The organism is Acidovorax sp. GW460-11-11-14-LB4, from assembly GCF_059423685.1.
The window spans coordinates 17,672-39,562 of record NZ_JBWKYJ010000010.1 but is presented as its reverse complement, the minus strand read 5'-3'; the positions used below and the strand labels follow the sequence as shown (position 1 = coordinate 39,562).

Below are 21,891 nucleotides of genomic sequence, written 5' to 3'. Positions count from 1 at the left end.
AGTATGGAAACCGTACAGACGGCCCTCTGGGTTGTGGTTCTGCTTGTGGCCCTGGCAATCCTGTTCGACTTCATGAACGGGTTCCATGACGCGGCCAATTCGATCGCCACGGTGGTCTCCACCGGCGTGCTCAAGCCCGCGCAGGCGGTGCTGTTTGCCGCCTTCTTCAACTTTGTGGCGATTTTTGTCTTTCACCTGAGCGTGGCAGCGACGGTGGGCAAGGGCATCGTGCAGCCCGGCATTGTGGACACGCACGTGGTGTTTGGCGCCCTGGTGGGCGCGATCACCTGGAACGTGATCACTTGGTACTACGGCATCCCCAGCAGCTCCTCGCACGCCCTCATCGGCGGCATTGTGGGCGCTGTGATTGCCAAGGCTGGCGCGGGCGCGCTGATCTCGGCGGGCATCCTCAAGACCGTGGCGTTCATCTTTGTCTCGCCGTTGCTGGGTTTTGCGCTGGGCTCGCTCATGATGGTGGCCGTGGCCTGGATTTTCCGGCGCACGCGCCCGAGCAAGGTGGACAAGTGGTTCCGCCGGTTGCAGCTGGTATCTGCCGGCGCCTACAGCTTGGGGCACGGCGGTAATGATGCGCAAAAGACCATCGGCATCATCTGGCTGCTGCTGATTGCCACGGGGTATTCGTCGGCGTCTGATGCCTCGCCCCCCACCTGGGCCATCATCAGCTGCTACGTGGCCATTGGCCTGGGCACCATGTTTGGCGGATGGCGCATTGTGAAGACCATGGGCCAGAAGATCACCAAGCTCAAGCCTGTGGGCGGCTTCTGTGCCGAAACGGGCGGGGCGCTGACCTTGTTCCTGGCCACCACGCTCGGCATTCCGGTGTCCACCACGCACACCATCACGGGCGCCATCGTCGGTGTGGGCTCCACCCAGCGCGCCAGCGCCGTGCGCTGGGGCGTTGCCGGCAACATCATCTGGGCGTGGATTCTGACCATCCCGGCGAGCGCCTTTGTGGCCGCCGTCGCCTACTGGATCAGCCTGCAGCTGTTCTGATGGCGGAGTTGCCGTGAATGCTATTGAATAGATAGCATTCAAGGCAATCAACACTAGCGCATACGCCCCATTGAGTGTCAATTCGATGGGGCATTTGCATTGGCGCCTGCCAGCGGATCACTGCGAGATCTTGCGCGCTTCCTCGATCTGGTACTCAAAGTACCGCTGGAAACTGAATGCCAGGCTGGCCATCAGTACCGTGGTACCGATCAGCAGGGACACCACGATGGCGCCCACGGTGATCCATTGCGTCCTGCCCGGCGCTGCGTCCGGTGCAGCGCTGGGGTTGTAGCGCGCATTCCATGCCTCGGGTGTCATCAGCGCGTACAGGATGGCACGCAGTGCACAGGCGGCAATCGTGAAGCCCAGCAGCGGTATCAGCACCCAGCTGTAGTGGTCGTCCTGGCCGAGTTGCTGCACCCGCTGAATGCCATAGATGCCCAGCGCCGTGGGGATGGGCAACAACCAGCCGAGCATGTCGGACAGGCCATGAAGGTAAAAGCGGTGCAGGCCCAGGGGTCCTCCGATGAAGGCGAGCCAGGCGGCTACGGTTTTGTTTTTCATGGGTGCCGCGCTATTCGGGAGAGGTGGTGTCGCCCGCGCCCAGCGTCTTTTCCATGAGCACGATGTCGCGCCAGGCGCCGAACTTCCAGCCCACCGAGCGCATGATGCCCACATCGGTGAAGCCCAGGGCCCGGTGCACGCCGATCGAGCCTGCGTTGGCAGAGTCTCCAATCACCGCCAGCAGCTTGCGCACGCCAGCCGCTTCGGCCTGTACCGCCAGCTCGGCCAGCAGCTTGCGGCCCAGGCCCATGCCGCGGGCTTGGTCGGCCACGTAGATCGAGTCTTCGGCCGAGAAGCGGTAGGCCGGGCGGGGCTTGAACCAGTTGGCATAGGCAAAGCCCAGCACTTGACCGTCTTTCTCCGCAACCAGCCAGGGCAGGCCACGCGCCAGCACGTCAGCGCGGCGGCTTGCCATGTCGGCTTCGGAGGGGGGATCTATCTCGAAGGTGCCCGTGCCGTGGAGCACATGGTGTTGGTAAATGGCCGTGATGGCAGGAATATCGCTGTCAGTGCTGGGGCGGATAGAGGGCATTTTGGGGAAATGGATATAATCGCAGGCTTTGCAGCGTGTCGCTGGCCGGGTGGCCATGTCGCGTGTCTCAAGCGTTGCGAATATGGTTGCGAACACTGTGGCTTACGGCAAATGTTGCCGGAGTTCACCACCCGAAGGATAAATCATGGTCGTCATTCGACTCTCCCGCGGCGGCTCCAAGGGCCGTCCTTTCTTCAACATCGTCGTTGCTGACAAGCGCGTGCGCCGTGATGGCCGCTTTATCGAGCGCATCGGCTTCTACAACCCCACCGCCAAGGAATCTGAAGAAGGCCTGCGCATCGTGCAAGACCGTCTGGCTTACTGGGTGGGCGTTGGCGCCCAGTCCTCCCCCACGGTGGACCGCCTGATCAAGCAAGCCGCCAAGAAGGCTGCTTAAAGCTCCCTGAAAAGGGCGGGTTCCGTCGGCTGGTCTGGCGGAACCCGCCCTTTTCTCATTCTGGACTCACTGCCATGGCCACCACACCGTTGACCCTCGAACCCGCAGAACTGCCTGCCGACGCCGTTGAAGTGGGGCGCATCGCAGATGCCTGGGGCATCAAGGGCTGGTTCAAGGTGCTGTCGCACAGCAGCAATCCCGAGGCGCTTTTTTCGTCCAAACGCTGGTATTTGCAGCCCTCCGAGCGTGGTGCCAAGACCTTCAGCGGCACCGTGCTGCTGCCCATCCGCCAGGCCAAGGATCATTCGGACTCCGTGGTGGCCTGGGCGCAGGGCATTGATGACCGCAATGGGGCTGAGGCGTTGCGCGGTGCGCGGATTTTTGTGCCGCGATCCAGTTTTCCATCTACCTCCGAAGACGAGTACTACTGGGTCGATCTGATCGGTCTGTCGGTCTTCAACCGTGAAGGTGTGGCGCTGGGCGAGGTGCGCGAGTTGATGTCCACCGGTCCCCAGACCGTACTGGTGCTGGCCTATGAGCAGGACGGCAAGGCACAGGAGCGCATGATTCCGTTTGTCTCGGCCTTCGTGGACAAGGTGGATCTGGCCGAAAAACGCATCACCGTGGACTGGCAGCCCGACTACTGACCGCGCCGTCACGAGCCGCGCCCTATGCGCTTTGACATCATCACCCTCTTTCCCGAGCTGTTCGCGCCCTTCCTGGCGAGCGGTGTGACCCGGCGTGCCTATGCCAGCGGCCAGGTCGATGTGCGCCTGTGGAACCCACGAGACTACGCCGACGGCAACTACCGCCGGGTGGATGACCGCCCGTTTGGCGGTGGCCCGGGCATGGTGATGATGGCCGAACCCCTGGCGCGGTGCCTTGCGGCCATCCGGGCAGAGCGTGGTGAGCCCGAGGGCGGCGAGGCGCCGCTGGTTCTTTTTTCTCCCATTGGCGAGTCGCTGAACCACGCCGCCGTGGAGCGCTGGTCTGCCAGCGAGGGGGCTGTGTTGCTGTGTGGACGCTATGAAGGCATCGACCAGCGGTTCATTGACACCCATGTGAATGTTCAGATGAGCCTGGGCGACTTCGTGCTCTCGGGCGGCGAGATTGCCGCCATGGCGCTGCTGGACGCCGTTGCGCGCCTGCAGCCCGGGGTGCTCAACGATGAGGGCAGCCACCAGCTCGACAGCTTCAATCCCGCGCTCGATGGCCTGCTGGACTGCCCGCATTACACGCGGCCCGAAGAGTGGGCAGGGCAGCAGGTGCCAGCGGCCCTCATGTCGGGTCACCATGCGCAGATCGAGCGCTGGCGGCGTGATCAGCGCCTGGCCACCACGGCCCGCCACCGGCCTGATCTCATCGACGCCGCGCGCAAAGCGGGGCGTTTGGCGCCCGCCGATGAAGCTGTATTGGCCAAGCTCGGCTGAATTGCTATAATCAAAGGCTTTTCGATCCTCTGGCCGGCCGTTTTGACTGGGAGTTCTCCCGCAAAACACTGAGACGTCAATCCCGACGCAGCCATTTTTGGCGCGGACAAGATCACTAGGAAACTCACATGAACCTGATCCAGACCCTGGAAGCGGAAGAAATTGCCCGCTTGAACAAGACCATCCCCGAATTCGCCCCTGGTGACACCGTCATCGTGAGCGTGAACGTGGTGGAAGGTACCCGCAAGCGCGTGCAGGCTTACGAAGGCGTGGTGATTGCCAAGCGCAATCGTGGCCTGAACAGCGGCTTCACTGTGCGCAAGATCTCCAGCGGCGAAGGCGTGGAGCGTACGTTCCAGACCTACAGCCCGCTGATTGCCAGCATCGAAGTCAAGCGCCGCGGTGACGTGCGCCGTGCCAAGCTGTATTACCTGCGTGACCGCAGCGGCAAGTCGGCACGTATCAAGGAAAAGCTGCCTTCGCGCGTCAAGGCTGCTGCTACCGCCGCTTAATTCAAGCAAGGCGAGGGCCTGTCCTGACAAGCCGCTACAGCATCTGCCTGTAGCGGCTTTTTGTTTTTTGGTCCGTGGAACCTGCTTTTTGTGAACCCTTCTTCTCCTCCTGCTGTTTCATCGGTCATTGCGCCTCTGTCGAGCCTGCCCGACTTTGACCCTCGCACGGTGCCGGTGGTCGGGGTGGATGCGCACCTGCCCGCCGTGCCCCTGGCTGTGCAGACGCCCGATGCGCTGCGTGCGCGTTTTGCACAGCCACCCCAGTGGGAGCCGGAGGTGGTGCTGGAAAAGAAGTTCATGAACCGCGAGCCAGCCCACGCGTCCGTGTTGCTGGCGATCGTGTTGCGCGAGCAACCCATGGTGCTGTTGACGGAACGCACCGCACATCTGTCCACCCATTCCGGGCAGGTAGCCTTCCCGGGCGGGCGGGCTGATCCGGAAGACGCCAGTGCTGCTGAAACCGCCTTGCGCGAAGCGCAGGAGGAGGTGGGCCTGGACCGTGAGTTTGTCGAGGTGCTGGGGACCTTGCCCACCTACGTGACCGGCTCGTCATTCATCATCACCCCGGTGGTCGCCCTGGTGCAGCCGGACTGTGTGCTTCGGCCCAACCCGTATGAGGTGGCCGACCTGTTTGAGGTACCGCTGGCCTTTTTGCTCGACCCAGCTCACCATCGCCGCCATGTGTTTGACCGTGATGGCGTGCACCGCGAATGGTTCTCCATGCCCTACCAGCAAGGCGACAAGACCCATTTCATCTGGGGCGCCACGGCTGGCATGCTGCGCAATTTCTACCGGTTCATGGTGGCTGAATGAAGCACCCCTGAGGCGCTTCGCGCGGACGCACCCGGTGTGTGGCAGCGCGACCCCTCACGTGGGGCTCTGGCTTCGGCCATGTGGGCTTTGAGGGCTGCGGGTGGGGTCCCCGCTTCGTTGGAGGATGTGTTGCTGAGGTTCGGCGGAATCACGTGCTCCCGTGGCTTGGCGCCAGTATCATTGCCCCCCATGAGTTTCTTTGCCATCCTGTTCGCTCTGCTGATCGAGCAGGCACGCCCTCTGGCTCGCAGCAATCCCATCCACGCGGGGCTGCGTGCATGGGCCTTGTCCGTGAGCCGCAATTTCGACGCGGGCAAATCGCACCACGGGTGGGTGGCGTGGAGCCTCGCGGTACTCGTTCCCGCACTGGTCACACTGGGCATCCACTGGCTGCTGCTGTGGGGGCTCGGCTGGCCGTTTGCGGTGCTCTGGAGCGTGGCGGTGCTATATGTCACGCTGGGTTTTCGGCAGTTCAGCCACCACTTCACCGGCATCCGCGATGCGCTGGAAGAGGGTGACGAAGACGCGGCGCGCGAGCGCCTCGCGCACTGGCAACAGGTGGATGTGGGCGCGCTGCCGCGCAGCGAGATCGTGCGCCATGTGATCGAGTATTCGGTGCTGGCTGCGCACCGGCATGTATTTGGGGTGTTGGCGTGGTTCTCGGTGCTGGCTGCGCTGGGTCTGGGACCGACGGGGGCGGTGTTGTATCGCCTGGCTGAATTTGTCTCTCGCTACTGGCATTACAAGCAGCGCACGGGCGCATTGCCCGCCAGCGAGTCCTTGCAGCAGGCGTCCGCCCAGGCCTGGACTGCCATCGACTGGTTGCCTGCGCGGCTCACGGCACTGAGCTTTGCGGTTGTCGGCAGTTTTGAAGAAGCGATTGAAGGCTGGCGTTTTCATGCGCAGCGGTTTCCCAACGACAACGATGGTGTGGTTCTTGCCGCCACTGCAGGGGCCATCAATGTGCGCCTGGGCGGTGAGGCGTTGAAGGCGCGCACCGAGCTGCATGCGCCACAGGGTCTGGAGATTGATGCCGACATGGGTGACAGCGACTCCACCCCCGGCCGCGAGCCTGAAGTAGGCCACCTTCGTAGCGTGGTGGGCCTGGTGTGGCGCTCGGTGGTGGTCTGGATGCTGCTGCTGGCGCTGCTGACGCTGGCCCGGTTGCTCGGCTAGCCCGTTCACCTGTCGCGCCATCTCGCGTGGCGCCGCTGGCATACGCCGGTCAATACCGGGTGTGACTCAACTCTTCAAATAAATCGCTATATATTTTGTAGCGAGAAGGGCTTATTCCTCCAGCGCTTTGGCCCTTTTTGACTGCATCCAGCACACCGCACCCCGGCTCATGCAGGTGGGTGCAGTTGTAGAACTTGCAGGCCGTTGCATGCTCGGCGATGTCGGGCATACAGGCTGCCAGCTGCATGGGAGCGATATGGTGCAGCCCGAATTCCTGGAACCCTGGCGAGTCGATCAGTGCCGTGGTGCGCGCCGCATCCATCCAGTACCAGTGGGTGCTGGTGGTGGTGTGTTTGCCTGAATTCAGGGCCTGCGAGATTTCTCCGGTCAGCACCGAGGCGCCCGGCACCAGCAGGTTGATCAGCGTGCTCTTGCCGGACCCCGACGGGCCCAGCACCAGCGTGGTCTTGCCCTGCAAGTGTTCCATGAGCAGGGCGCGGTCCAAATCGCTGGACAGTGCCAGAGATAGCGGCAGCACGCCATAGTGTTTGCCTGCGCCCATGTGCCGGTACGGCAGCAGTCGCTCCCATGCGCGGGCGAAGGGTTCGACCAGATCACTCTTGTTGAGTGCAATGATGGGTTTTATGCCCTCCGCCTCTGCAGCAATCAGTGCCCGTGATAGCTGGCTTTCGGAGAACACCGGTTCCGCCGCAATCAGGATGAGCACCTGATCGAGGTTGGCGGCGAAAGATTTGGTGCGAATCTCGTCCTGTCGGTAGAACAGGTTGCGCCGTTCCTTGACCTTTTCGATGGTGCCTTCTTCGCCTTGCCCGGGCGGCGGCGCCTGCCATAGCACATGGTCGCCAACGACGGCCTGGCTTTTTTTACCGCGGGGGTGGCAGATGCGGCGCTCCCCATCCGGGGTCTCGACCATGCAGTGGCGCCCATGGCTGGCCACCACGGTACCTTCCATGAGGGCGCTGCGTTCAGCCATGGTGGGCCTGCCTCACACTGCGACCAGTGCGTCGAACTGGGTGGCGCACTCGAAGTCGGTGCTGGAGATGCCATGCACGTCGTGCGTGTTCAGTCGCACCACGCAGCGGTTGTAGTGCACCGACAGATCGGGGTGGTGGTCTTGCGCATTGGCGATGAAAGCCAATGCGTTCACGAACGAGATTGTCTCGTAGTAATTGGCAAAGTGGTAGGTCTTCTCGATGGCGACGTTGGCGCCGTCGCCGCTGAGGCTCCAGCCCTCCAGTTTGGCCAGGTTTGCTACTATTTCTGTAGCTGTCAGGGCGCGGCGGGTCAGCGTGGACCAGTCTTTTTTCTTCAACATGGTAGTCATGGGTGAGCAGGGGTTTGCATGCGCGCCAGCCGTTCTGTGGCGGGTGGATGCGAGTAGTAAAACTTCACGTAGACCGGGTCCGGAGTGAGCGTGGAGGCGTTGTCTTCGTACAGCTTGAGCAAGGCCGACGACAGGTCGGCGCCGCTGGCCTGGGCCGCAGCATACGCGTCTGCCTGGAACTCATGGCGACGCGATTGTTGCGAAAACAGCGGCGAGATGAAGAAGGTGAATACCGGAACGACCAGCATGAAAAGCAGCAGTGCCAGCGCATCATTGGGTGCAGCGGCCATGGCCGAGTCCAGCGAGAGGTTGGGCCGCACACCCAGCCCGGTGTAGAACCAGACCTGTGTGGAAAGCCAGCCCAGCAGCGCAAAGCCCGCCAGGCTGAGCGCAAACATCATCACGATGCGCTGGATGATGTGGCGGTGCTTGAAGTGGCCCAGCTCATGGGCCAGCACAGCCTCGACCTCGCCAGGTGCCAGCTGGCGCAGCAGGGTGTCGTAGAACACCACGCGCTTGGCGGCACCAAAGCCAGTGAAATAGGCATTGGCGTGGGCGCTGCGGCGGCTGCCGTCCATCACGAACAGGCCCTTGGCCGAGAAGCCGCAACGCTGCATCAGCGCAGTCACGCGGGCTTTGAGCGACTCGTCTTCAAGCGGCTGGAATTTGTTGAACAACGGTGCGATGAAGGTGGGGTAAATCACCATCAGCAGCAGGTTGAAACCCATCCAGAAGCACCAGGCCCACAGCCACCACAGCGGGCCTGCAGCGCCCATCAGCCAGAGGATCAGTGCGGCAATGGGCAGCCCGATGATGGCGCCCACCAGCAGGCCCTTGAGGGCGTCCGCCAGCCACAGGCGCCAGGCCATCTTATTGAACCCAAACCGTTCTTCCACAACAAAGGTCTGGTACAGCGACAGGGGCAGGTCGATCAGGCCGCTGATGGCAGCAAAGGCGACCAGGAATGCCATCTGCTGCCACATGCCGCCGCCCAGCACGCCAAGCAGCGCCTGGTTCAGTGCGTCCAAGCCGCCCAGCAAGGTCCAGCCTAGTAGCACGGCCGCGCCCAGCGCCATCTCCAGCATGCCCAGCCGGGCCTTGGTGATGGTGTAGTCGGCCGCCTTCTGGTGCGCCGCCAGGGCGATGCGCTCGGCAAACGGTACCGGGACCGCAGCGCGATGGCGTGCAACATGCCGGACCTGGCGCGTCGCCAGCCAGAACTTGAGGGCCAGGCCCAGCAGCAGCGCGGCTGCAAAGGCCAGGGTAAACAGCAAAGAGGGGGAAATGTCGTCAGAGGTGGGCATGTGCGGCGAGTTTAGGCCATCGGCGACAATGCGCGCCATGTCAGAAGCCAACAACCCCACCCCTGCCACGCTTGCCAAATCCGACCAGAACCTGGTCTGGCTGGACTGTGAAATGACCGGCCTGGAGCCCGACACCGACCGCCTGCTGGAGATCGCCGTGGTCGTGACCGGTCCGAGCCTGGAACCCCGCGTCGAAGGCCCCGTATTTGCCATTCACCAGCCGGATGAATTGCTGAACAAGATGGATGCCTGGAACAAAGGCACGCATGGCCGCAGCGGCCTGATCGACAAAGTGAAGGCGTCCACGGTGACGGAGGAGGAAGCGGAACAGAAGATCCTTGCTTTCCTGGCCCAGTACGTGCCCAAGGGCACTGCGCCCATGTGCGGCAACAGCATCGGTCAGGACCGGCGTTTTCTGGTGCGTTACATGCCCAAGCTCGAGCGGTTCTTTCACTACCGCAATGTGGATGTGAGCACGCTCAAGGAGCTGGCCAAGCGCTGGAAGCCCGAGGCATACACCAGCTTCAAGAAAGCGCAAAAACACACGGCCCTGGCCGATGTCCACGAGTCCATCGACGAGCTGGCGCATTACCGTCAGCACCTGTTGGCCGTGGATGTGAAAACGTCTTGAGCCACTGCTTCTCATCCCTTTTGTGAGGGGCGTGAGAGCCCTGGTGAGATCCGCGCCTTTGGTGCGCGTGTTTTACGACGACGCGGGACTGGATTCCTGGCGGAGAAGGCATTGCCACTGGCGAAAAGCAAAGGAGGGTATTGCGGGCAAACCCTTAATCGTGCGATAATCGCTGGCTGCGCAGGAATCCCGCGCAGTTTGTGCATCTCCCCTCACACACCGGGCTTGCCAGCCGACTGTCACCAGACAGTGCAGGACTGGCGAATAACGCCCACCCGCTCAGGCCTTCAGCGCCAGCGCAGGTTTCGTTTGATGGTTGATGTTTTTTAACCATTTGACGAAGCCAATCGTGGGCTGCGCCCGCGACCGTCTTCGTGAGAGAAAAATCATGACCGACACCTCTTTGGTGCAGGGCGAATTCGCGCCTGCAGACACTTCCTTTGCTGCCGACATTTCCGTGCAGTCTTCTCCCCTGGACGCCGTGGTATCAGCCGTCGAAGCCGATGCTGCTGTGACCGCTGAGCCCAATGGCTTCATCGAACTGGGCCTGGCCCCTGAACTCGTGCAAGCCGTGGCTGATCTGGGTTACACCCAGCCCACCAGCGTGCAGCTCAAGGCGATCCCTCTGGCGATGGGCGGTGGCAACGACTCCACCAAGTTCATCGACCTCATGGTCTCCAGCCAGACGGGCAGCGGCAAGACCGCCGCCTTCCTCCTGCCTGTGCTGCACACACTGATCAACCAGCAAGCTGCTGCCGAAGCCGAAGAGCGCGCCGCTTTTGAACGCGCCGTGGCCGAAGCCGCTGCCCGTGGCGAACCTGCTCCCAAGCGCGCCAAACGCAAGGACCCTACCAGTTCGCGCAACTTCAAGGCTGCCACCCCTGGTGCCCTGATCCTGTGCCCGACCCGTGAACTGGCGCAGCAAGTCGCGCACGATGCCATCGACCTGGTCAAGCATTGCCGTGGCCTGCGTGTGGCCAACGTGGTGGGTGGCATGCCTTACCAGTTGCAGATCGCCAAACTGCAAAACGCTGACCTCGTGGTGGCGACCCCCGGCCGCCTGCTGGACCTGCAGCGCTCGATGCAAATCAAGCTCGACAAGGTGCAGTTCCTGGTCGTTGATGAAGCGGACCGTATGCTCGACCTGGGCTTCTCGGATGACTTGGCTGAACTGAACCAGCTGACCGCGCAGCGCAAGCAGACCATGATGTTCAGCGCCACATTTGCGCCCCGCATCCAGCAACTGGCCATGCGCGTGATGCACGACGGTGGTTCGTCTGTGCAGAAGGTGACAATCGATTCTCCGCAAGAGAAGCACGCCAACATCAAGCAAGTTCTGTACTGGGCCGACAATGCCCAGCACAAGCGCAAGATGCTGGACCACTGGCTGCGTGACACCACGATCAACCAAGCCATTGTCTTTGCCAGCACCCAGGTGGAGTGCGACGGTTTGGCCAACGACCTTCAGCAAGAAGGCTTCTCGGCCGTCGCTTTGCATGGCGCCCTGAGCCAGGGCCTGCGCAACCGCCGTTTGATGGCGCTGCGCGCTGGTCAGGTGCAGATTCTGGTGGCTACTGACGTGGCAGCACGGGGCATCGACGTGCCTACCATCACCCACGTGTTCAACTTCGGCCTGCCCATGAAGGCTGAGGATTACACCCACCGCATCGGTCGTACCGGCCGTGCGGGCCGCGATGGCCTGGCCATCACGTTTGCCGAGTTCCGCGATCGCCGCAAGATCTACGACATTGAGTCGTACAGCCGCCAGCAGTTCAAGGCCGAAGTGATTCCGGGCATGGAGCCTTCGCAGCGCGCTCCGCAGGCACCTCGCGGTGGCGATTTTGGTGGTGGCCGTGGCGCCCCGGGCCGTTCGTATGACAACCGTGATAACCAGTCGCGCGGTCGCTTCGGTGGTCCAGCACGTGGTGGCAATGATCGTGGTGGATTCGGTGGTGGCTTTGGCGGCGGCTTTGCTGGTCGTGACAACCGTGGTGCCCCTGCCCGTGGTGAAGGCGGCGGCGGTTTCGCTGGCCGTGATGACCGTGGTTTTGCGCCGCGTCGTGACGGTGACGGTTATGGCCGCAAGCCTGGTTTTGGTGATACAGGCCGTGGTGGCTTTGCTCCTCGTGGCGATGCGGGTGCACCGCGCGGCGATTTCGCTCCTCGCAAGCCTGCATTTGCCAAGCCTGCCGGTGGTGGTGGCAAGCCCTTTGTGGCCCACGACGCCCGCAAGCGTCCTGCACGCCCCGCGCGCTGATTGTTGTGTGGCGCTAGCGCCGCCCTTTGTGCAAAGGCCAGTACCGTAAGGTGCTGGCCTTTTTTCATTGGGGAGGCCATTTCAGCTGCGGTTGCCAACGGCGCCTCGTCAATAATGGCCGCCGGAGGAATCTGCTGTGTCGTCTTCTTTATCTTCGGGTGCGGACTTTGAGCACATGTTCGGGCTGGCGCCAGTGTCGCTCTGGTTGGAGGACTACAGTGCGCTCAAGCAGCTTTTTGAGCAGTGGCGTGCCGAAGGCGTGACCGACATCCGCCAGTTCCTGGCAGAGGACCCGGCCCGCCTGCGGGCCTGCAGTGCAGCCCTCAAGGTGCTCAAGGTGAATCAGCGCACGCTGGATCTGTTTGCCGCCGAGAGCCAGCAGGTGCTGGAAGCCAATCTGGATAAGGTCTTCAGGGACGACATGCACGACGCGGTGGCGCATGAGCTGTCTCAGTTATGGGACGGGCAGCTGGAGTTTTCTAACCAGACAGTCAACTATGCGCTCGACGGACGTCGGCTGGATGTGCAGATCCGTGCGCGCATCCTGCCCGGTTACGAGGACAACTGGAGCCGTGTGCTGGTGTCGCTGGAGGATGTTACGGCCACCGTGCGTGCAGGTGCCGAGCTGCGCCGCAGCGAACGGTACGCACGCGATTTGTTCGAACATTCACCCGTGTCCTTGTGGGTGGAGGACTTCAGTGCGGTCAAGAGCCTGCTCGATGGTGTGCGTGCGCAGGGTATTGATGATTTCAAGACATTCATCCGGGTGCATCCCGAGTTCGTGACACGCTGCATGCACGAAATCCGGGTGATCGATGTGAACCAGCAGACCCTGCGGATGTTCGGCGCAGAGAGCAAAGAAATGCTGCTGAACAACATTGGTCGGGTGTTTCGCGGTGAGATGCACGAGTCCTTTGCGGAGCAATTGCTGGACCTGTGGGAGGGCAAGACCTTTCAGCAGCGCGAAGTGGTTAACTACGCACTGTCCGGGGATGCCGTGCATATCCATATGCAGTTCTCGGTGCTGGCCGATCACATGAGCGATTGGGGCCTGGTGCTCCTGTCGCTGGTGGATATCACGGCGCGCAAGAAGGCCGAGGCTTATCTGGAGTACTTGGGCAAGCACGATGTGCTCACGCAATTGCGCAACCGAGCCTTTTATGCAGAGGAGCTCAACCGCCTGACCCGCAAGGGCCCTTGGCCGCTGTCCATCATCGCCATCGACCTGAATGGTCTCAAGGTGGTGAACGATGAGCAAGGCCATGCGGCGGGGGACTCCATGCTGCGCCGCGTTGGCGAGGTCTTGGCCAAGGCCGTGGATGCTCCGGCCTGCGCAGCCCGCATTGGTGGTGACGAGTTCACGGTGTTGTTGCCAGGCACGGATGAGCGCGGAGCCATGGCTTTGCAGGAACGCATTTTGTCGATGCTCGAACTCAACAACCAGTTCTACCCTGGCCAGCATCTGAGCCTGGCGATGGGGATTGCCTGTTGCCAGTCTGGAGATGCGGTAGAAGCCGCGATCCACCGCGCAGACCAGGCGATGTATGCGGAGAAGAACCGCTATTACCAGCAAAAGAACGTGGACCGGCGGCAGCCCAGTCCTTGATCAGTCGTGTATTGCTTAGAGGTGGACCGGCGTACGCCCGATCTCGGGCCAGCGATGGTGCAGACAGATCCAGGACAGCATGCCAATGCACAACATCAGAAGTGATGACAGCGCCAGCAAAACGGTAGAGTGCATCACCAGCGGAGCAATCACGCCTGCCACCAGGCCATTGGCCGAAGAGCCGACAAACGCCTGCATAGATGAGGCCATGCCTCGGCGCTCCGGGTAGAGGTCCAGCACCAGCAGCGTCACCACCGGCACCATCAGTGCCCAGCCAAAAGAGAAAACCGCAATGGGCGCCAGAGCCCACCATGCGTGGGGTGTGAATAGCAGATTGGCGACCAGGTTCAACACAGCCACCGAAAACATGATGACAAATCCGTGGCGGATCTGGCGCTTGGGCGGGATACGCCCTGCCAGCCGTCCACTGAGCCACGCACCGCCCATGATCCCCGAGATGGTCAGGACAAAAAACCAGAAAAACTGCGTAGGCGCCAGCGACAGGTGATCGCCAAGAAATGCTGGGGCCGAGAGAACGTACAGGAACATGCCATTGAAGGGCACGCCACTGGCCAGCGCCAGCAGCACAAAGCGCGCACTGGTGCCCAACTGCACGTAGCCGCGCATTAGATGGCGCACATGAAAGGGCTGCCGCTGCTCCACATGCAAGGTCTCTGGCAGCAGCCTGAAGTTGGCGGTCCACAGGGCCACTCCCACTAGGGTCAGGAACCAGAAAATGCTGTGCCACCCGGTGTGGACAAACAGCCAGCCTCCGATGATGGGAGCAATCGCTGGAGCCACTCCAAAGTAGATGGTCACCTGGCTCATAACCTTCTGCGCTTGTGCTGGAGGGAACATGTCGCGGATCACCGCGCGGGAGACCACGATCCCTGCTCCCGTGGACAGGCCTTGCAGTGCCCGGAAAAAGACCAGTTGCCCGATCGTTTGCGACAGCGCACACCCCGCGGAAGCGAGCGTGAACACGGCGATGCCCCACAAGATCACGGGCCTGCGCCCGAAGCTGTCTGCCAGCGCGCCGTGGAACAGGCTCATAAACGCAAAGCCGAACAGGTAGGCGGACAGCGTCTGCTGCATTTCCACCGGTGTGGCTCCCAGCGCTGCAGCGATGCCTGAGAACGCAGGGATGTAGGTGTCGATGGAGAAAGGCCCGAGCATGCCCAGCACAGCCAACAGGATCGCGAGCGCCCAGCGGGGTGCTTTCCAGAGCAGATGGGCTTGTGGGTTCATGGGTGGTGGCAGATGGGGGTTGCAGGCACGCGAAGGACATCGCACCGCTGTGGCATCGCGGGGGATGATGCGGCGGTGCGGTTGGATTATGCGGGACGCATGCGGCAGGGTGTGGAGAAGGGGGCTGTCGCGCAGCCCCCTCGTCACGCCCCCTTGGGGCTGTAAGCCAATGCAATCAATAGTTGTAGGGAACCCATTCACCGTTCCCCGAGCGCATCACGTACTTGCCTTCCATGTTGCGCATCACGATCACATCAGCGTTCTCTGACACAAAGGGGGTAGTGACCGGGGCCGCGAGCCGCTCCGCCAACGGGCGCGCGGAGTCGGCGTAAGGGTTGTCGCGAATCAGATCGCCTAGCAAGGTGTACAAGCCCAGGTAGCTCATTGGCTGGTTCACAATCACGGGCGCTGCTGGGGCGGATGCCTCGGATGGCTTCATGCCCACCAGCTTCACCGCAGCAGGGACCAGTGTGATGCGGGGGCCAGGAATCTCCCGCATGCCCGACATCTGGATCTTGTCTCCGCGCAGCGATGCGCCGTGCTCAGGGACCAGCATCACGACCACAGGGCGGCCTGCTGCCTCCAGTTCGGAGATGAACTTGTCGAAGTCGGCGAGCAGCTGTACCAGGCGGGGCTTGAATGTCTCCAGGCTGTTGCGCGAAGCCATGCCTGGCACGCGATTTCCGTCGTGCAGGGAGATGGTGTTGTAGTACAGCGCCACGGGCCCGGTGCTGCGGTCAGTGCTGCGCTTCTTCCACCATTGCGCCAACAAGGCGTGGTCGTTATAGATGGGCGAGCCGTCAAAATTCTGCATGTGCACGGGCGCGCCCTGATTGGACTGCAGCTTGTCAGCAAGGCCTCCGCGCTGTTCCAGCGCATGGGCAAACTCTTCGTACACCCCGTCGTGGTTGAGCAGTGCAGCGGTCCGGTAGCCTACCTTTTCCAGGTTGGGAAACACGTAGCACTGCGGATCAATGCCCTCGTACAGCTTGTTGTGTGGTGTTTGCCCACAGGTGCCGTGCAATACCCGCAGAGAGGCTGGCCCGCTGTAGCTCGCAGCGCTGTTGAAGTTGGTGAACAACACATCAAAACGCTTGAGGAACGGGTTGTCCCGCTGTCCTACAAAGTCCATGTCATCCCACGACAAGGAGCACACATGCAGCAGGATGATGTCGAATGCCGGGGGCGCATTGGGCGCGGTGAACTGGACGCGCCTTTGGCTTTCGCTGGCGTAAAAGCGTTGCAGCAGAGCGTCTGGCGACGTGTCCTGATTGTCGTTGGGCGCAGCGGCCGAGTTCAATCCGCTTGCTGCGGCCATGGTGGCCTGGGGCGTAGCCGCATGCTCCTGCAGGGCCGCTACCACCGGTACGCTCAACAACGCCAGCAATGCAAAAGTCCCCGCACGGACCCGCCGGGCCAGTGCTGCATAAAGCACGATGCCGACCAGTCCCACCAGCAGCATTTCAGGGTTGAACACCCGCTGGGCAAGTTCCAGCCAGTAGTCCGCGCTAAAGCCACTCAGCGCTTTGAGCTGCGACAGCACGCGTCCTGGGCTGGGAAGGTAAGAGTCGGCATACAGCAGTGCGATGGCAGCCGGTACGGCGACTGCAGCGCGTACACGCCGCCACCCTTTCTGCGCAATGGGGGGCAGCATGGACGCCCACAACAGCAGGTTCAGCCACCAGTTCAAGCCGATATAGCCACCAAAGTACAGGCCCACCTTGGCAAGGAAAATCAAATGCCAGAAGCTCATGCCGGCAGCCTTTCTTGCCCGCGCTGCTTGCGAAGGGGCCATCGGCTGCGTGCCGACTCCACCAAAGAAGTCCAGAACTTGCGGTAGCCCAGCACGCCCAGCTGCGCGATTTCCTGCAGGCCATGCAAAGGTCGGTCGGTATCGTGGCTGTCGTTCCATTGCCTCCAGGTGTCGGGGCGGGCAAAGGTGCACTGCACCAAGTCGATTTGTTGTTCGCGCGTCATGGGATCAAACTGAAAACCGGTGGCACTCTGGCCTCTGTGCAACATCACCGTGGCTGGAAAGGTGCATTCCGTATCGTTGCGCCATAGTCCCACCTGCACCTTGTCTCCCACGGCCAGTGGAGTGCCTTCAGGTAATTGCAGACCTACACCAGTCATGGAAAAGTCGAGGCAAAGGGCCTGAAGCACGGTTCCGTCGTCCAGGTACAAGGTCGCGGGCAATTGCGTGGCCACGCGGTGCATTCGCCGCACCTGGCGTGCTTCGGATGCCACACCCAACGCAGCACCCAGCATGAGGATGCTGTAGACCGTCCATAGCAGATTGAGGAGTACGGTGGCGGTTTCCTCGGTATTCCAGAAGAACAGGCGCAGCAGCCCCATGCCGAAGGCTGCGAAGTTGAGCAGGACCAGCACGGTGTAGGGGCGGGAGATCACCCAGTCGAAGTACGGCTCATCCACCAGCCCGCCCTTGGCTGTCACGTTGAACTTGCCAAGGCGCGGATTGATCAGCGCCACCGTGGTGGGCAGGGCCACGTACCAGGCCAACACCGTTTCGTAGACCTCAGCCCAGAACGTGTGCCGGTGCTCGCCTTGCACGTGCGCATTGGCGATGTTGGACTGCAGGATGTATGGCAGCACATACAGCGCGATCATGATGGCGCCCGCGTTGATGATGTGCCATTCAAAAAACAAGAAGGCCATGGGCGCGGTGAGGAACACCAGCCGCGGCAGCCCGAAGAAGAAGTGCACCATGGCGTTGGCATAGCAGATGCGCTGCCACAGCGTGAGGCCCTTGCCCAGGAAGGGGTTGTCCACGCGGAAGATCTGCGCCATGCCGCGCGCCCAGCGGATGCGTTGGCCCACATGGGCCGACAGGCTCTCGGTGGCCAAGCCGGCGGCCTGCGTCTCGTTGATGTAAGCCGTGGTGTAGCCGCGCCGGTGCAGCTTGAGGGCGGTGTGCGCATCCTCGGTCACGGTTTCCACGGCGATGCCGCCCACTTCTAGCAAAGGGCCGCGCCGTATCACCGCGCAGGAACCGCAGAAGAACGTGGCGTTCCAGAAATCATTGCCATCCTGGATCAGACCGTAGAACAGGGCACCTTCGTTGGGCACACGGCGGAAGGTGCCCAGGTTGCGCTCAAACGGGTCGGGTGAGAAGAAGTGGTGCGGCGTTTGCAGCATGGCGCACTTCGGGTCGCGCTGGAACCAGCCCACGGCCGTGGTCAGGAAGGAGCGTGTGGGAATGTGGTCGCAGTCGAAGATGGCGACCAGCTCACCATCGGTCTTGCCCAGCGCATGGTTCAGGTTGCCAGCCTTAGCGTGGTTGTTGTCGGGCCGCACGATATAGCCCACGCCCATGGATTCGGCAAAGGCACGGAATTCCTCGCGCCGCCCATCGTCCAGGATGAAGACCTTGACCTTGTCTTTGGGCCAGTCCAGTGCCATCGACGCCAGCACCGTGGTGCGCACCACACTCAGCGGCTCGTTATAGGTGGGGATGTACACATCCACCGTGGGCCAGGACGCGGGTGCGCCTTGCAGCTCCGCCGGACTGCGGTGCAGGGGCCAGGCAGTCTGTATGAAGCCCAGCACCACCACCAACCAGGTGTAGGCCTCTGCCGCCAGCAGGCCGTAGCCCAGGAAGGACTCGATGACCGAGTCGAATTCAATCGATGAAGTCAGGCGCCACCAGGCGTAACGCCCCATCGCCAGCAGGCTGATCGCTGCAAGCGCCAGCGAAGGATAGCGGCCTGGCAGGCGCCGGAGCACCAGGGACAGTCCCCAGCAGAGCAGCATGAACAACAGTTGCCCGAACCAGTTGAATGGGGTGGTCATGACGACCAGACCGGTGACCGCCCCCACCGCCAGGATCACCCAGCGCAGGCCAGGAATCTCCAGGGCCGGTGTGAGCCACTGGTCTGCCAGTCGCATGCCCTTGCCCACGTTGACGTGGGTGGCCAGGCGGTCCATGGCACGCAGGAAAAGCCGGATGGGCCAGAAAACCAGTGTCAGCGCCAGTGCCAGGACTCGCCAGAGCCAGCGCATGGCCCAGCCGAGGCCTGCCCAAAGCCCGCGCACTGGGCGTAGCAACCAGGGGCGCAATGCGCGCTGTGGCGAGGGTGGCAGAACGAAACAGCGCCACAACCACATCCACCAGGGAGCCTCATGCCCGACCTCAAGCTGGCGCCCGAGCCACATCAGTGCCTTGCGAGTGGGCACCAGTGCGTCCGCTTGTTCGGTGGCCGGGGTAGGTGTGGTGGTACCCGAGGGCGCCTGGTCTGTCATGGTGCAACCACTCCAGCTGCGGGCGCAGGCAGCGGCGCCAACGGAGGCACTGCCGACAGCCAATGGAAGATGCCCTGGAGATCGTGCGCGGACTGTGCATGCGGTGCCATGCCGTTCACGCATTGCGATGCGGCCAGTGCACGTGAAAGGTTCTCGTCTTCATGCACGGTATAGGGCAGCAATTGGCTTCCCCACTGCTGGCGCAATGTGCTGAGCGCCTCCCGTTGCGATACGCGGCGCGGGTCAAAACGCGTGACTGCGATGCCCTGCACGTTGGGCGTTGCTGGCGACGCCTGCAGCATGGCGCGTACGGCGTCCGTGCTGGCACATCCGCGCGCAGACGCTTCCATGACCACCAACACCGCATCTGCGCAGCGCAGCGCTGCCTGGGCCAGCGGCGAAGGCCATTGCGGTGTGTCCAGCAGTATCGTGCAATCCTCTGGCACGTCGAGCAGTTCCAACTGGTCTTGCAGCCACTGTGGGTTGGCAGCGAGCAACTGGTGGAGCGTCGTGATGGTTTCTGGTGCCGCTGGGCCAAAGGGCAGAACGCAGACGCCGTCCGTGTTGTCGAAGCTGCCGTCTGCCCACCAAGAGCCTGTGGCAGCAAGTGCTGCCCATCCCTGACTGGCGGGGCGGGGCATGCCCAGGTGTATGCCCAGCAGATTCTGGGCGCAGAGTTCTACGGCCAAGGTGTGCTGGCCTTGACGGGCACCAATGGACGCCAGGTGGGCGACCATGGTGGTGCGCCCGGACCCGCCGAGCGGCGAAACGACAGCAATCACGCGCATGCAAACTCTTTGTTCATGGGGCTTTGGTCATCCCACCTTTTGGGGTAATGGGCGATTCGCTTTGCGGAAGGTTTGGCCGATAGGGCTGCACGCAGCGTAACGGCTGGCGCGCCTTCAGCACGCGGCGCAGCAGCCAACCACACGGCCAAGCCAGCAAGACACCCAGCAGCACGTAAACAAGCATCCATGCCGTCATGCAGACGTCCTTCCAAGGGGGCGCGGCGCGGCGCGCTGTCCGATAGGGCGTGGTCGCATTTGCGGTCTTGTCACAACGAGCGGCGAGGCCGCGGACTGTTGGTTCTCTATGTTGGTGTGCTTTGGCAGTGCCAGCGCATCCTCTCTTAACTGCGCCAAGGGCGTGGCAGGAGGAGCCTCCAGGGCGGCAGGTGTGGGGGCGCTGACTGCTGCCAAGATGGCACTGTAGTCAGGTACGCCCTTGCGCAGGGATTCTTGCAATTGTTCAGTCATCGCGCGTATGCCTGGCGCTGAGCAGTCCGTAGCTTGCGAAGTGAAAAGTTGGGTCAGCGGCAGCGCGAATACCCGTTGCAGTGCCAGCTCTGCATCGGGCTCCCGGCAGGCGAACAGGAACACGTAGATCGCTTCGTGGTCGGCCGTGAACAAGTCGCCATCGCGCGAGGTGTGGCAGGCGCGCAAAGCATCGAGGTGCGGCATCCGGTCCAGCATGTTGAGCCGTACCAGACTGTGCGACAGGCCAATGTCATGGGTGCGGTCGAGCATGCCGCGTACCAACGTACAGAATCGTCCCGGGGCCTGGTAGCCCCGCTCGCGGGGGGGCATGAAGCTGTCGAGCGCCTGAGCGTAGTCGGGGTGGACTTTGCGGGTGTGGCTCTGAGCGTTGATGTCCTGCAGCAGTTGCAGCAGTCGCGAGAAACCCACCTCTTTGTAGACCACCGCGCTGGCGCCCAGTTGCAGCAGTGCCTGCTCGCTGTGGGTGCGCAACTTGCCGAGGTTCTCGCGCACCACGATCTTGAGCGTTGGGGGGCGCGAGAGACGCAGGTGGTGCACCAAGCGTGCGCGGGATTCAAAATCGCCCGCAGAGCCCGCGTCGATCAGCACCGTGGAGGCCACGCAGGTCGCAGCAGCCACTTCGATGTCCTCCAGCCCATCGACGATGCGCCAGTGGCCAGGGATACCGCGTTGCCCCTCCACCGATGCCCGGGTTGCCAGCACGCCCCATTGGTCGGCTGCAGTGACCAGTTCGGGGGTGGCGCCTTGGGTGCGCGTGCCGTCGGCAGTCAGTCGGTGTGTGCTGGCGTCTTGCACCAGGCCAAAGCCGGTCTGAAACAGCGCCCCGGTATCCGAACCCCAGCGGTCCAGGCTCAGGCGCCAGCGGTCAGCGTCGGCATGCAAGGTGGCGATGTGCATGGACATCTGGCACAGGTTGCGCAGCGTTGGCAAAAAGGCGGTGGCATCCAGCGGTGGGGTGAACCCCAGTACCACCGGGCGCTGCCGTTGACGGCACAGGGCGCTGAGCTGGTCGCTGACATGTGCGAGTTGGGCAACGTTCAGTCCGGACAGCAGGTTCTGTGCGTCGCACAGATACAGTGCATGCTGTGGCAGCAGGCCGGTCCGCTCAAGCTCCTGCACGAGTGGACTGAGTCCATGGCGCTGTACTTGCGCCTGCAACCCAGGCGATAGCACCCAGAGCTTCAGCCGACCAGCGCGGTAAGCCGCTCGCAACTCGGGGTACTCCAGCAATTCGTCCAGCCACTGTGTTCTGGACGCCACCAGCCCCAAGGGGCCAGCGGCCAAAGCGTCTTCGATCAGCGCGGGGAACCATGCCGCGGCACTTCGGCTGTCGGCGGCAACCAGAGAGACGGGCACATGGGATGGCAACTGGCCAATGCCGTCTGGCAGGCCTGCGATGCCGATGCTTGTCGGTCGCTGGATGGCGCTGGCTGTACCCAAAGAGGGCCAAAGGCGCTTGGCGAGCGCGTGCAGCACACCTGTTGCGGGTGGGCTCTTGCGTGGGGATGAAGCGGCAGAGGACATG

At 62.5% G+C, this 21,891-nt stretch carries 21 protein-coding genes; 10 read left to right on the top strand and 11 right to left on the bottom strand.

The window, feature by feature from the left end:
• The first annotated feature begins 3 nt into the window (after nucleotides 1-3).
• Entirely contained in the window at nucleotides 4-1,014 is a 1,011-nt protein-coding gene (locus tag AC07X4_RS06390; protein ID WP_056747483.1) for an inorganic phosphate transporter, read from the top strand.
• 117 nt (nucleotides 1,015-1,131) lie between these two features.
• Here the strand turns inward: AC07X4_RS06390 and AC07X4_RS06385 are convergent, their stop codons facing one another.
• Together AC07X4_RS06385 and AC07X4_RS06380 are read right to left on the bottom strand one after the other, a co-directional pair.
• The gene (locus tag AC07X4_RS06385) at nucleotides 1,132-1,578 is read right to left on the bottom strand and encodes a TM2 domain-containing protein (RefSeq protein ID WP_260666701.1); all 447 of its coding nucleotides are present in this window, start codon (nucleotides 1,576-1,578) and stop codon (nucleotides 1,132-1,134) included.
• Between the two features lie 10 nt (nucleotides 1,579-1,588).
• Entirely contained in the window at nucleotides 1,589-2,110 is a 522-nt protein-coding gene (locus tag AC07X4_RS06380) for a GNAT family N-acetyltransferase (RefSeq protein WP_056061071.1), read from the bottom strand.
• Nucleotides 2,111-2,255: 145 nt separating this feature from the next.
• On the opposite strand from AC07X4_RS06380, the gene rpsP reads away from it, so the two are divergent.
• From rpsP to AC07X4_RS06350, 6 genes are all read left to right on the top strand, one after another.
• A complete protein-coding gene (gene rpsP / locus AC07X4_RS06375) occupies nucleotides 2,256-2,507 on the top strand; it encodes a 30S ribosomal protein S16 (RefSeq protein ID WP_015013104.1) in 252 nt (83 codons plus the stop codon).
• A gap of 74 nt (nucleotides 2,508-2,581) precedes the next feature.
• A complete protein-coding gene (gene rimM / locus AC07X4_RS06370; RefSeq protein WP_116749217.1) occupies nucleotides 2,582-3,154 on the top strand; it encodes a ribosome maturation factor RimM in 573 nt (190 codons plus the stop codon).
• Between the two features lie 24 nt (nucleotides 3,155-3,178).
• The gene (gene trmD / locus AC07X4_RS06365) at nucleotides 3,179-3,937 is read left to right on the top strand and encodes a tRNA (guanosine(37)-N1)-methyltransferase TrmD (protein ID WP_056747486.1); all 759 of its coding nucleotides are present in this window, start codon (nucleotides 3,179-3,181) and stop codon (nucleotides 3,935-3,937) included.
• A 128-nt stretch (nucleotides 3,938-4,065) separates the two neighbouring features.
• On the top strand, nucleotides 4,066-4,449 hold the full coding sequence (rplS, locus tag AC07X4_RS06360; RefSeq protein WP_056061081.1) for a 50S ribosomal protein L19: 384 nt from the start codon (nucleotides 4,066-4,068) through the stop codon (nucleotides 4,447-4,449).
• Nucleotides 4,450-4,539: 90 nt separating this feature from the next.
• Nucleotides 4,540-5,262, top strand: a complete 723-nt coding sequence (locus AC07X4_RS06355; RefSeq protein WP_494739580.1) for a CoA pyrophosphatase — start codon at nucleotides 4,540-4,542, stop codon at nucleotides 5,260-5,262.
• A 189-nt stretch (nucleotides 5,263-5,451) separates the two neighbouring features.
• A complete protein-coding gene (locus tag AC07X4_RS06350) occupies nucleotides 5,452-6,438 on the top strand; it encodes a CobD/CbiB family protein (RefSeq protein ID WP_056747487.1) in 987 nt (328 codons plus the stop codon).
• A gap of 49 nt (nucleotides 6,439-6,487) precedes the next feature.
• On the opposite strand, the gene rsgA is transcribed toward AC07X4_RS06350, so the two are convergent.
• The 3 genes from rsgA to AC07X4_RS06335 are packed head-to-tail and all read right to left on the bottom strand — an operon-like array spanning nucleotide 6,488 to nucleotide 9,087.
• Nucleotides 6,488-7,432 carry a ribosome small subunit-dependent GTPase A gene (gene rsgA / locus AC07X4_RS06345; RefSeq protein ID WP_494739579.1) on the bottom strand — a complete coding sequence of 315 codons (945 nt, stop codon included), beginning with the start codon at nucleotides 7,430-7,432 and terminating at the stop codon, nucleotides 6,488-6,490.
• Between the two features lie 12 nt (nucleotides 7,433-7,444).
• Nucleotides 7,445-7,783, bottom strand: coding sequence for a 4a-hydroxytetrahydrobiopterin dehydratase (locus tag AC07X4_RS06340; protein WP_494739578.1), 339 nt, complete (start codon nucleotides 7,781-7,783; stop codon nucleotides 7,445-7,447).
• The gene (locus AC07X4_RS06335; protein WP_494739577.1) at nucleotides 7,780-9,087 is read right to left on the bottom strand and encodes a M48 family metallopeptidase; all 1,308 of its coding nucleotides are present in this window, start codon (nucleotides 9,085-9,087) and stop codon (nucleotides 7,780-7,782) included. The genes AC07X4_RS06340 and AC07X4_RS06335 overlap by 4 nt, the downstream gene beginning before the upstream one ends.
• 37 nt (nucleotides 9,088-9,124) lie before the next feature.
• Between AC07X4_RS06335 and orn the strand changes: the two genes are divergently transcribed.
• The 3 genes from orn (at nucleotide 9,125) to AC07X4_RS06320 (ending at nucleotide 13,581) form a co-directional block, all read left to right on the top strand.
• Nucleotides 9,125-9,718, top strand: coding sequence for an oligoribonuclease (orn, locus tag AC07X4_RS06330; protein WP_056062110.1), 594 nt, complete (start codon nucleotides 9,125-9,127; stop codon nucleotides 9,716-9,718).
• A gap of 388 nt (nucleotides 9,719-10,106) precedes the next feature.
• Nucleotides 10,107-11,975 carry a DEAD/DEAH box helicase gene (locus tag AC07X4_RS06325; RefSeq protein ID WP_494739576.1) on the top strand — a complete coding sequence of 623 codons (1,869 nt, stop codon included), beginning with the start codon at nucleotides 10,107-10,109 and terminating at the stop codon, nucleotides 11,973-11,975.
• Between the two features lie 136 nt (nucleotides 11,976-12,111).
• A complete protein-coding gene (locus tag AC07X4_RS06320) occupies nucleotides 12,112-13,581 on the top strand; it encodes a sensor domain-containing diguanylate cyclase (RefSeq protein WP_167514355.1) in 1,470 nt (489 codons plus the stop codon).
• Nucleotides 13,582-13,596: 15 nt separating this feature from the next.
• Here AC07X4_RS06320 and AC07X4_RS06315 read toward each other — a convergent pair whose 3' ends face one another.
• The 6 genes from AC07X4_RS06315 to AC07X4_RS06290 all read right to left on the bottom strand — a co-directional run bounded on the left by AC07X4_RS06315 (nucleotide 13,597) and on the right by AC07X4_RS06290 (nucleotide 21,890).
• A complete protein-coding gene (locus tag AC07X4_RS06315) occupies nucleotides 13,597-14,829 on the bottom strand; it encodes a multidrug effflux MFS transporter (RefSeq protein WP_494739575.1) in 1,233 nt (410 codons plus the stop codon).
• A 175-nt stretch (nucleotides 14,830-15,004) separates the two neighbouring features.
• Nucleotides 15,005-16,582, bottom strand: a complete 1,578-nt coding sequence (gene bcsG / locus AC07X4_RS06310; RefSeq protein ID WP_494739574.1) for a cellulose biosynthesis protein BcsG — start codon at nucleotides 16,580-16,582, stop codon at nucleotides 15,005-15,007.
• Nucleotides 16,579-18,849, bottom strand: coding sequence for a UDP-forming cellulose synthase catalytic subunit (bcsA, locus tag AC07X4_RS06305; protein ID WP_494739573.1), 2,271 nt, complete (start codon nucleotides 18,847-18,849; stop codon nucleotides 16,579-16,581). Before bcsA ends, bcsG begins: the two co-directional genes overlap by 4 nt.
• Before the next feature lie 236 nt (nucleotides 18,850-19,085).
• On the bottom strand, nucleotides 19,086-19,877 hold the full coding sequence (gene bcsQ, locus AC07X4_RS06300) for a cellulose biosynthesis protein BcsQ (protein ID WP_494739572.1): 792 nt from the start codon (nucleotides 19,875-19,877) through the stop codon (nucleotides 19,086-19,088).
• A 13-nt stretch (nucleotides 19,878-19,890) separates the two neighbouring features.
• A complete protein-coding gene (locus tag AC07X4_RS06295; protein WP_133246241.1) occupies nucleotides 19,891-20,073 on the bottom strand; it encodes a hypothetical protein in 183 nt (60 codons plus the stop codon).
• Nucleotides 20,070-21,890 carry a BcsE family c-di-GMP-binding protein gene (locus tag AC07X4_RS06290; protein ID WP_494739571.1) on the bottom strand — a complete coding sequence of 607 codons (1,821 nt, stop codon included), beginning with the start codon at nucleotides 21,888-21,890 and terminating at the stop codon, nucleotides 20,070-20,072. Before AC07X4_RS06290 ends, AC07X4_RS06295 begins: the two co-directional genes overlap by 4 nt.
• Nucleotide 21,891 lies beyond the last annotated feature (1 nt).

Bases quoted from the DNA above. Each gene is read 5' to 3' on its own strand.
- AC07X4_RS06380 (WP_056061071.1), bottom strand. From the start codon at position 2,110: ATGCCCTCTATCCGCCCCAGCACTGACAGCGATATTCCTGCCATCACG.
- rplS (WP_056061081.1), top strand. From the start codon at position 4,066: ATGAACCTGATCCAGACCCTGGAAGCGGAAGAAATTGCCCGCTTGAAC.
- AC07X4_RS06315 (WP_494739575.1), bottom strand. From the start codon at position 14,829: ATGAACCCACAAGCCCATCTGCTCTGGAAAGCACCCCGCTGGGCGCTC.
- AC07X4_RS06340 (WP_494739578.1), bottom strand. From the start codon at position 7,783: ATGACTACCATGTTGAAGAAAAAAGACTGGTCCACGCTGACCCGCCGC.
- AC07X4_RS06350 (WP_056747487.1), top strand. From the start codon at position 5,452: ATGAGTTTCTTTGCCATCCTGTTCGCTCTGCTGATCGAGCAGGCACGC.
- AC07X4_RS06385 (WP_260666701.1), bottom strand. From the start codon at position 1,578: ATGAAAAACAAAACCGTAGCCGCCTGGCTCGCCTTCATCGGAGGACCC.
- bcsG (WP_494739574.1), bottom strand. From the start codon at position 16,582: ATGAGCTTCTGGCATTTGATTTTCCTTGCCAAGGTGGGCCTGTACTTT.
- AC07X4_RS06390 (WP_056747483.1), top strand. From the start codon at position 4: ATGGAAACCGTACAGACGGCCCTCTGGGTTGTGGTTCTGCTTGTGGCC.
- bcsQ (WP_494739572.1), bottom strand. From the start codon at position 19,877: ATGCGCGTGATTGCTGTCGTTTCGCCGCTCGGCGGGTCCGGGCGCACC.
- AC07X4_RS06295 (WP_133246241.1), bottom strand. From the start codon at position 20,073: ATGACGGCATGGATGCTTGTTTACGTGCTGCTGGGTGTCTTGCTGGCT.
- bcsA (WP_494739573.1), bottom strand. From the start codon at position 18,849: ATGCGCTGGCTCTGGCGAGTCCTGGCACTGGCGCTGACACTGGTTTTC.
- orn (WP_056062110.1), top strand. From the start codon at position 9,125: ATGTCAGAAGCCAACAACCCCACCCCTGCCACGCTTGCCAAATCCGAC.
- AC07X4_RS06335 (WP_494739577.1), bottom strand. From the start codon at position 9,087: ATGCCCACCTCTGACGACATTTCCCCCTCTTTGCTGTTTACCCTGGCC.
- trmD (WP_056747486.1), top strand. From the start codon at position 3,179: ATGCGCTTTGACATCATCACCCTCTTTCCCGAGCTGTTCGCGCCCTTC.
- AC07X4_RS06325 (WP_494739576.1), top strand. From the start codon at position 10,107: ATGACCGACACCTCTTTGGTGCAGGGCGAATTCGCGCCTGCAGACACT.
- AC07X4_RS06290 (WP_494739571.1), bottom strand. From the start codon at position 21,890: ATGTCCTCTGCCGCTTCATCCCCACGCAAGAGCCCACCCGCAACAGGT.
- rpsP (WP_015013104.1), top strand. From the start codon at position 2,256: ATGGTCGTCATTCGACTCTCCCGCGGCGGCTCCAAGGGCCGTCCTTTC.
- rimM (WP_116749217.1), top strand. From the start codon at position 2,582: ATGGCCACCACACCGTTGACCCTCGAACCCGCAGAACTGCCTGCCGAC.
- rsgA (WP_494739579.1), bottom strand. From the start codon at position 7,432: ATGGCTGAACGCAGCGCCCTCATGGAAGGTACCGTGGTGGCCAGCCAT.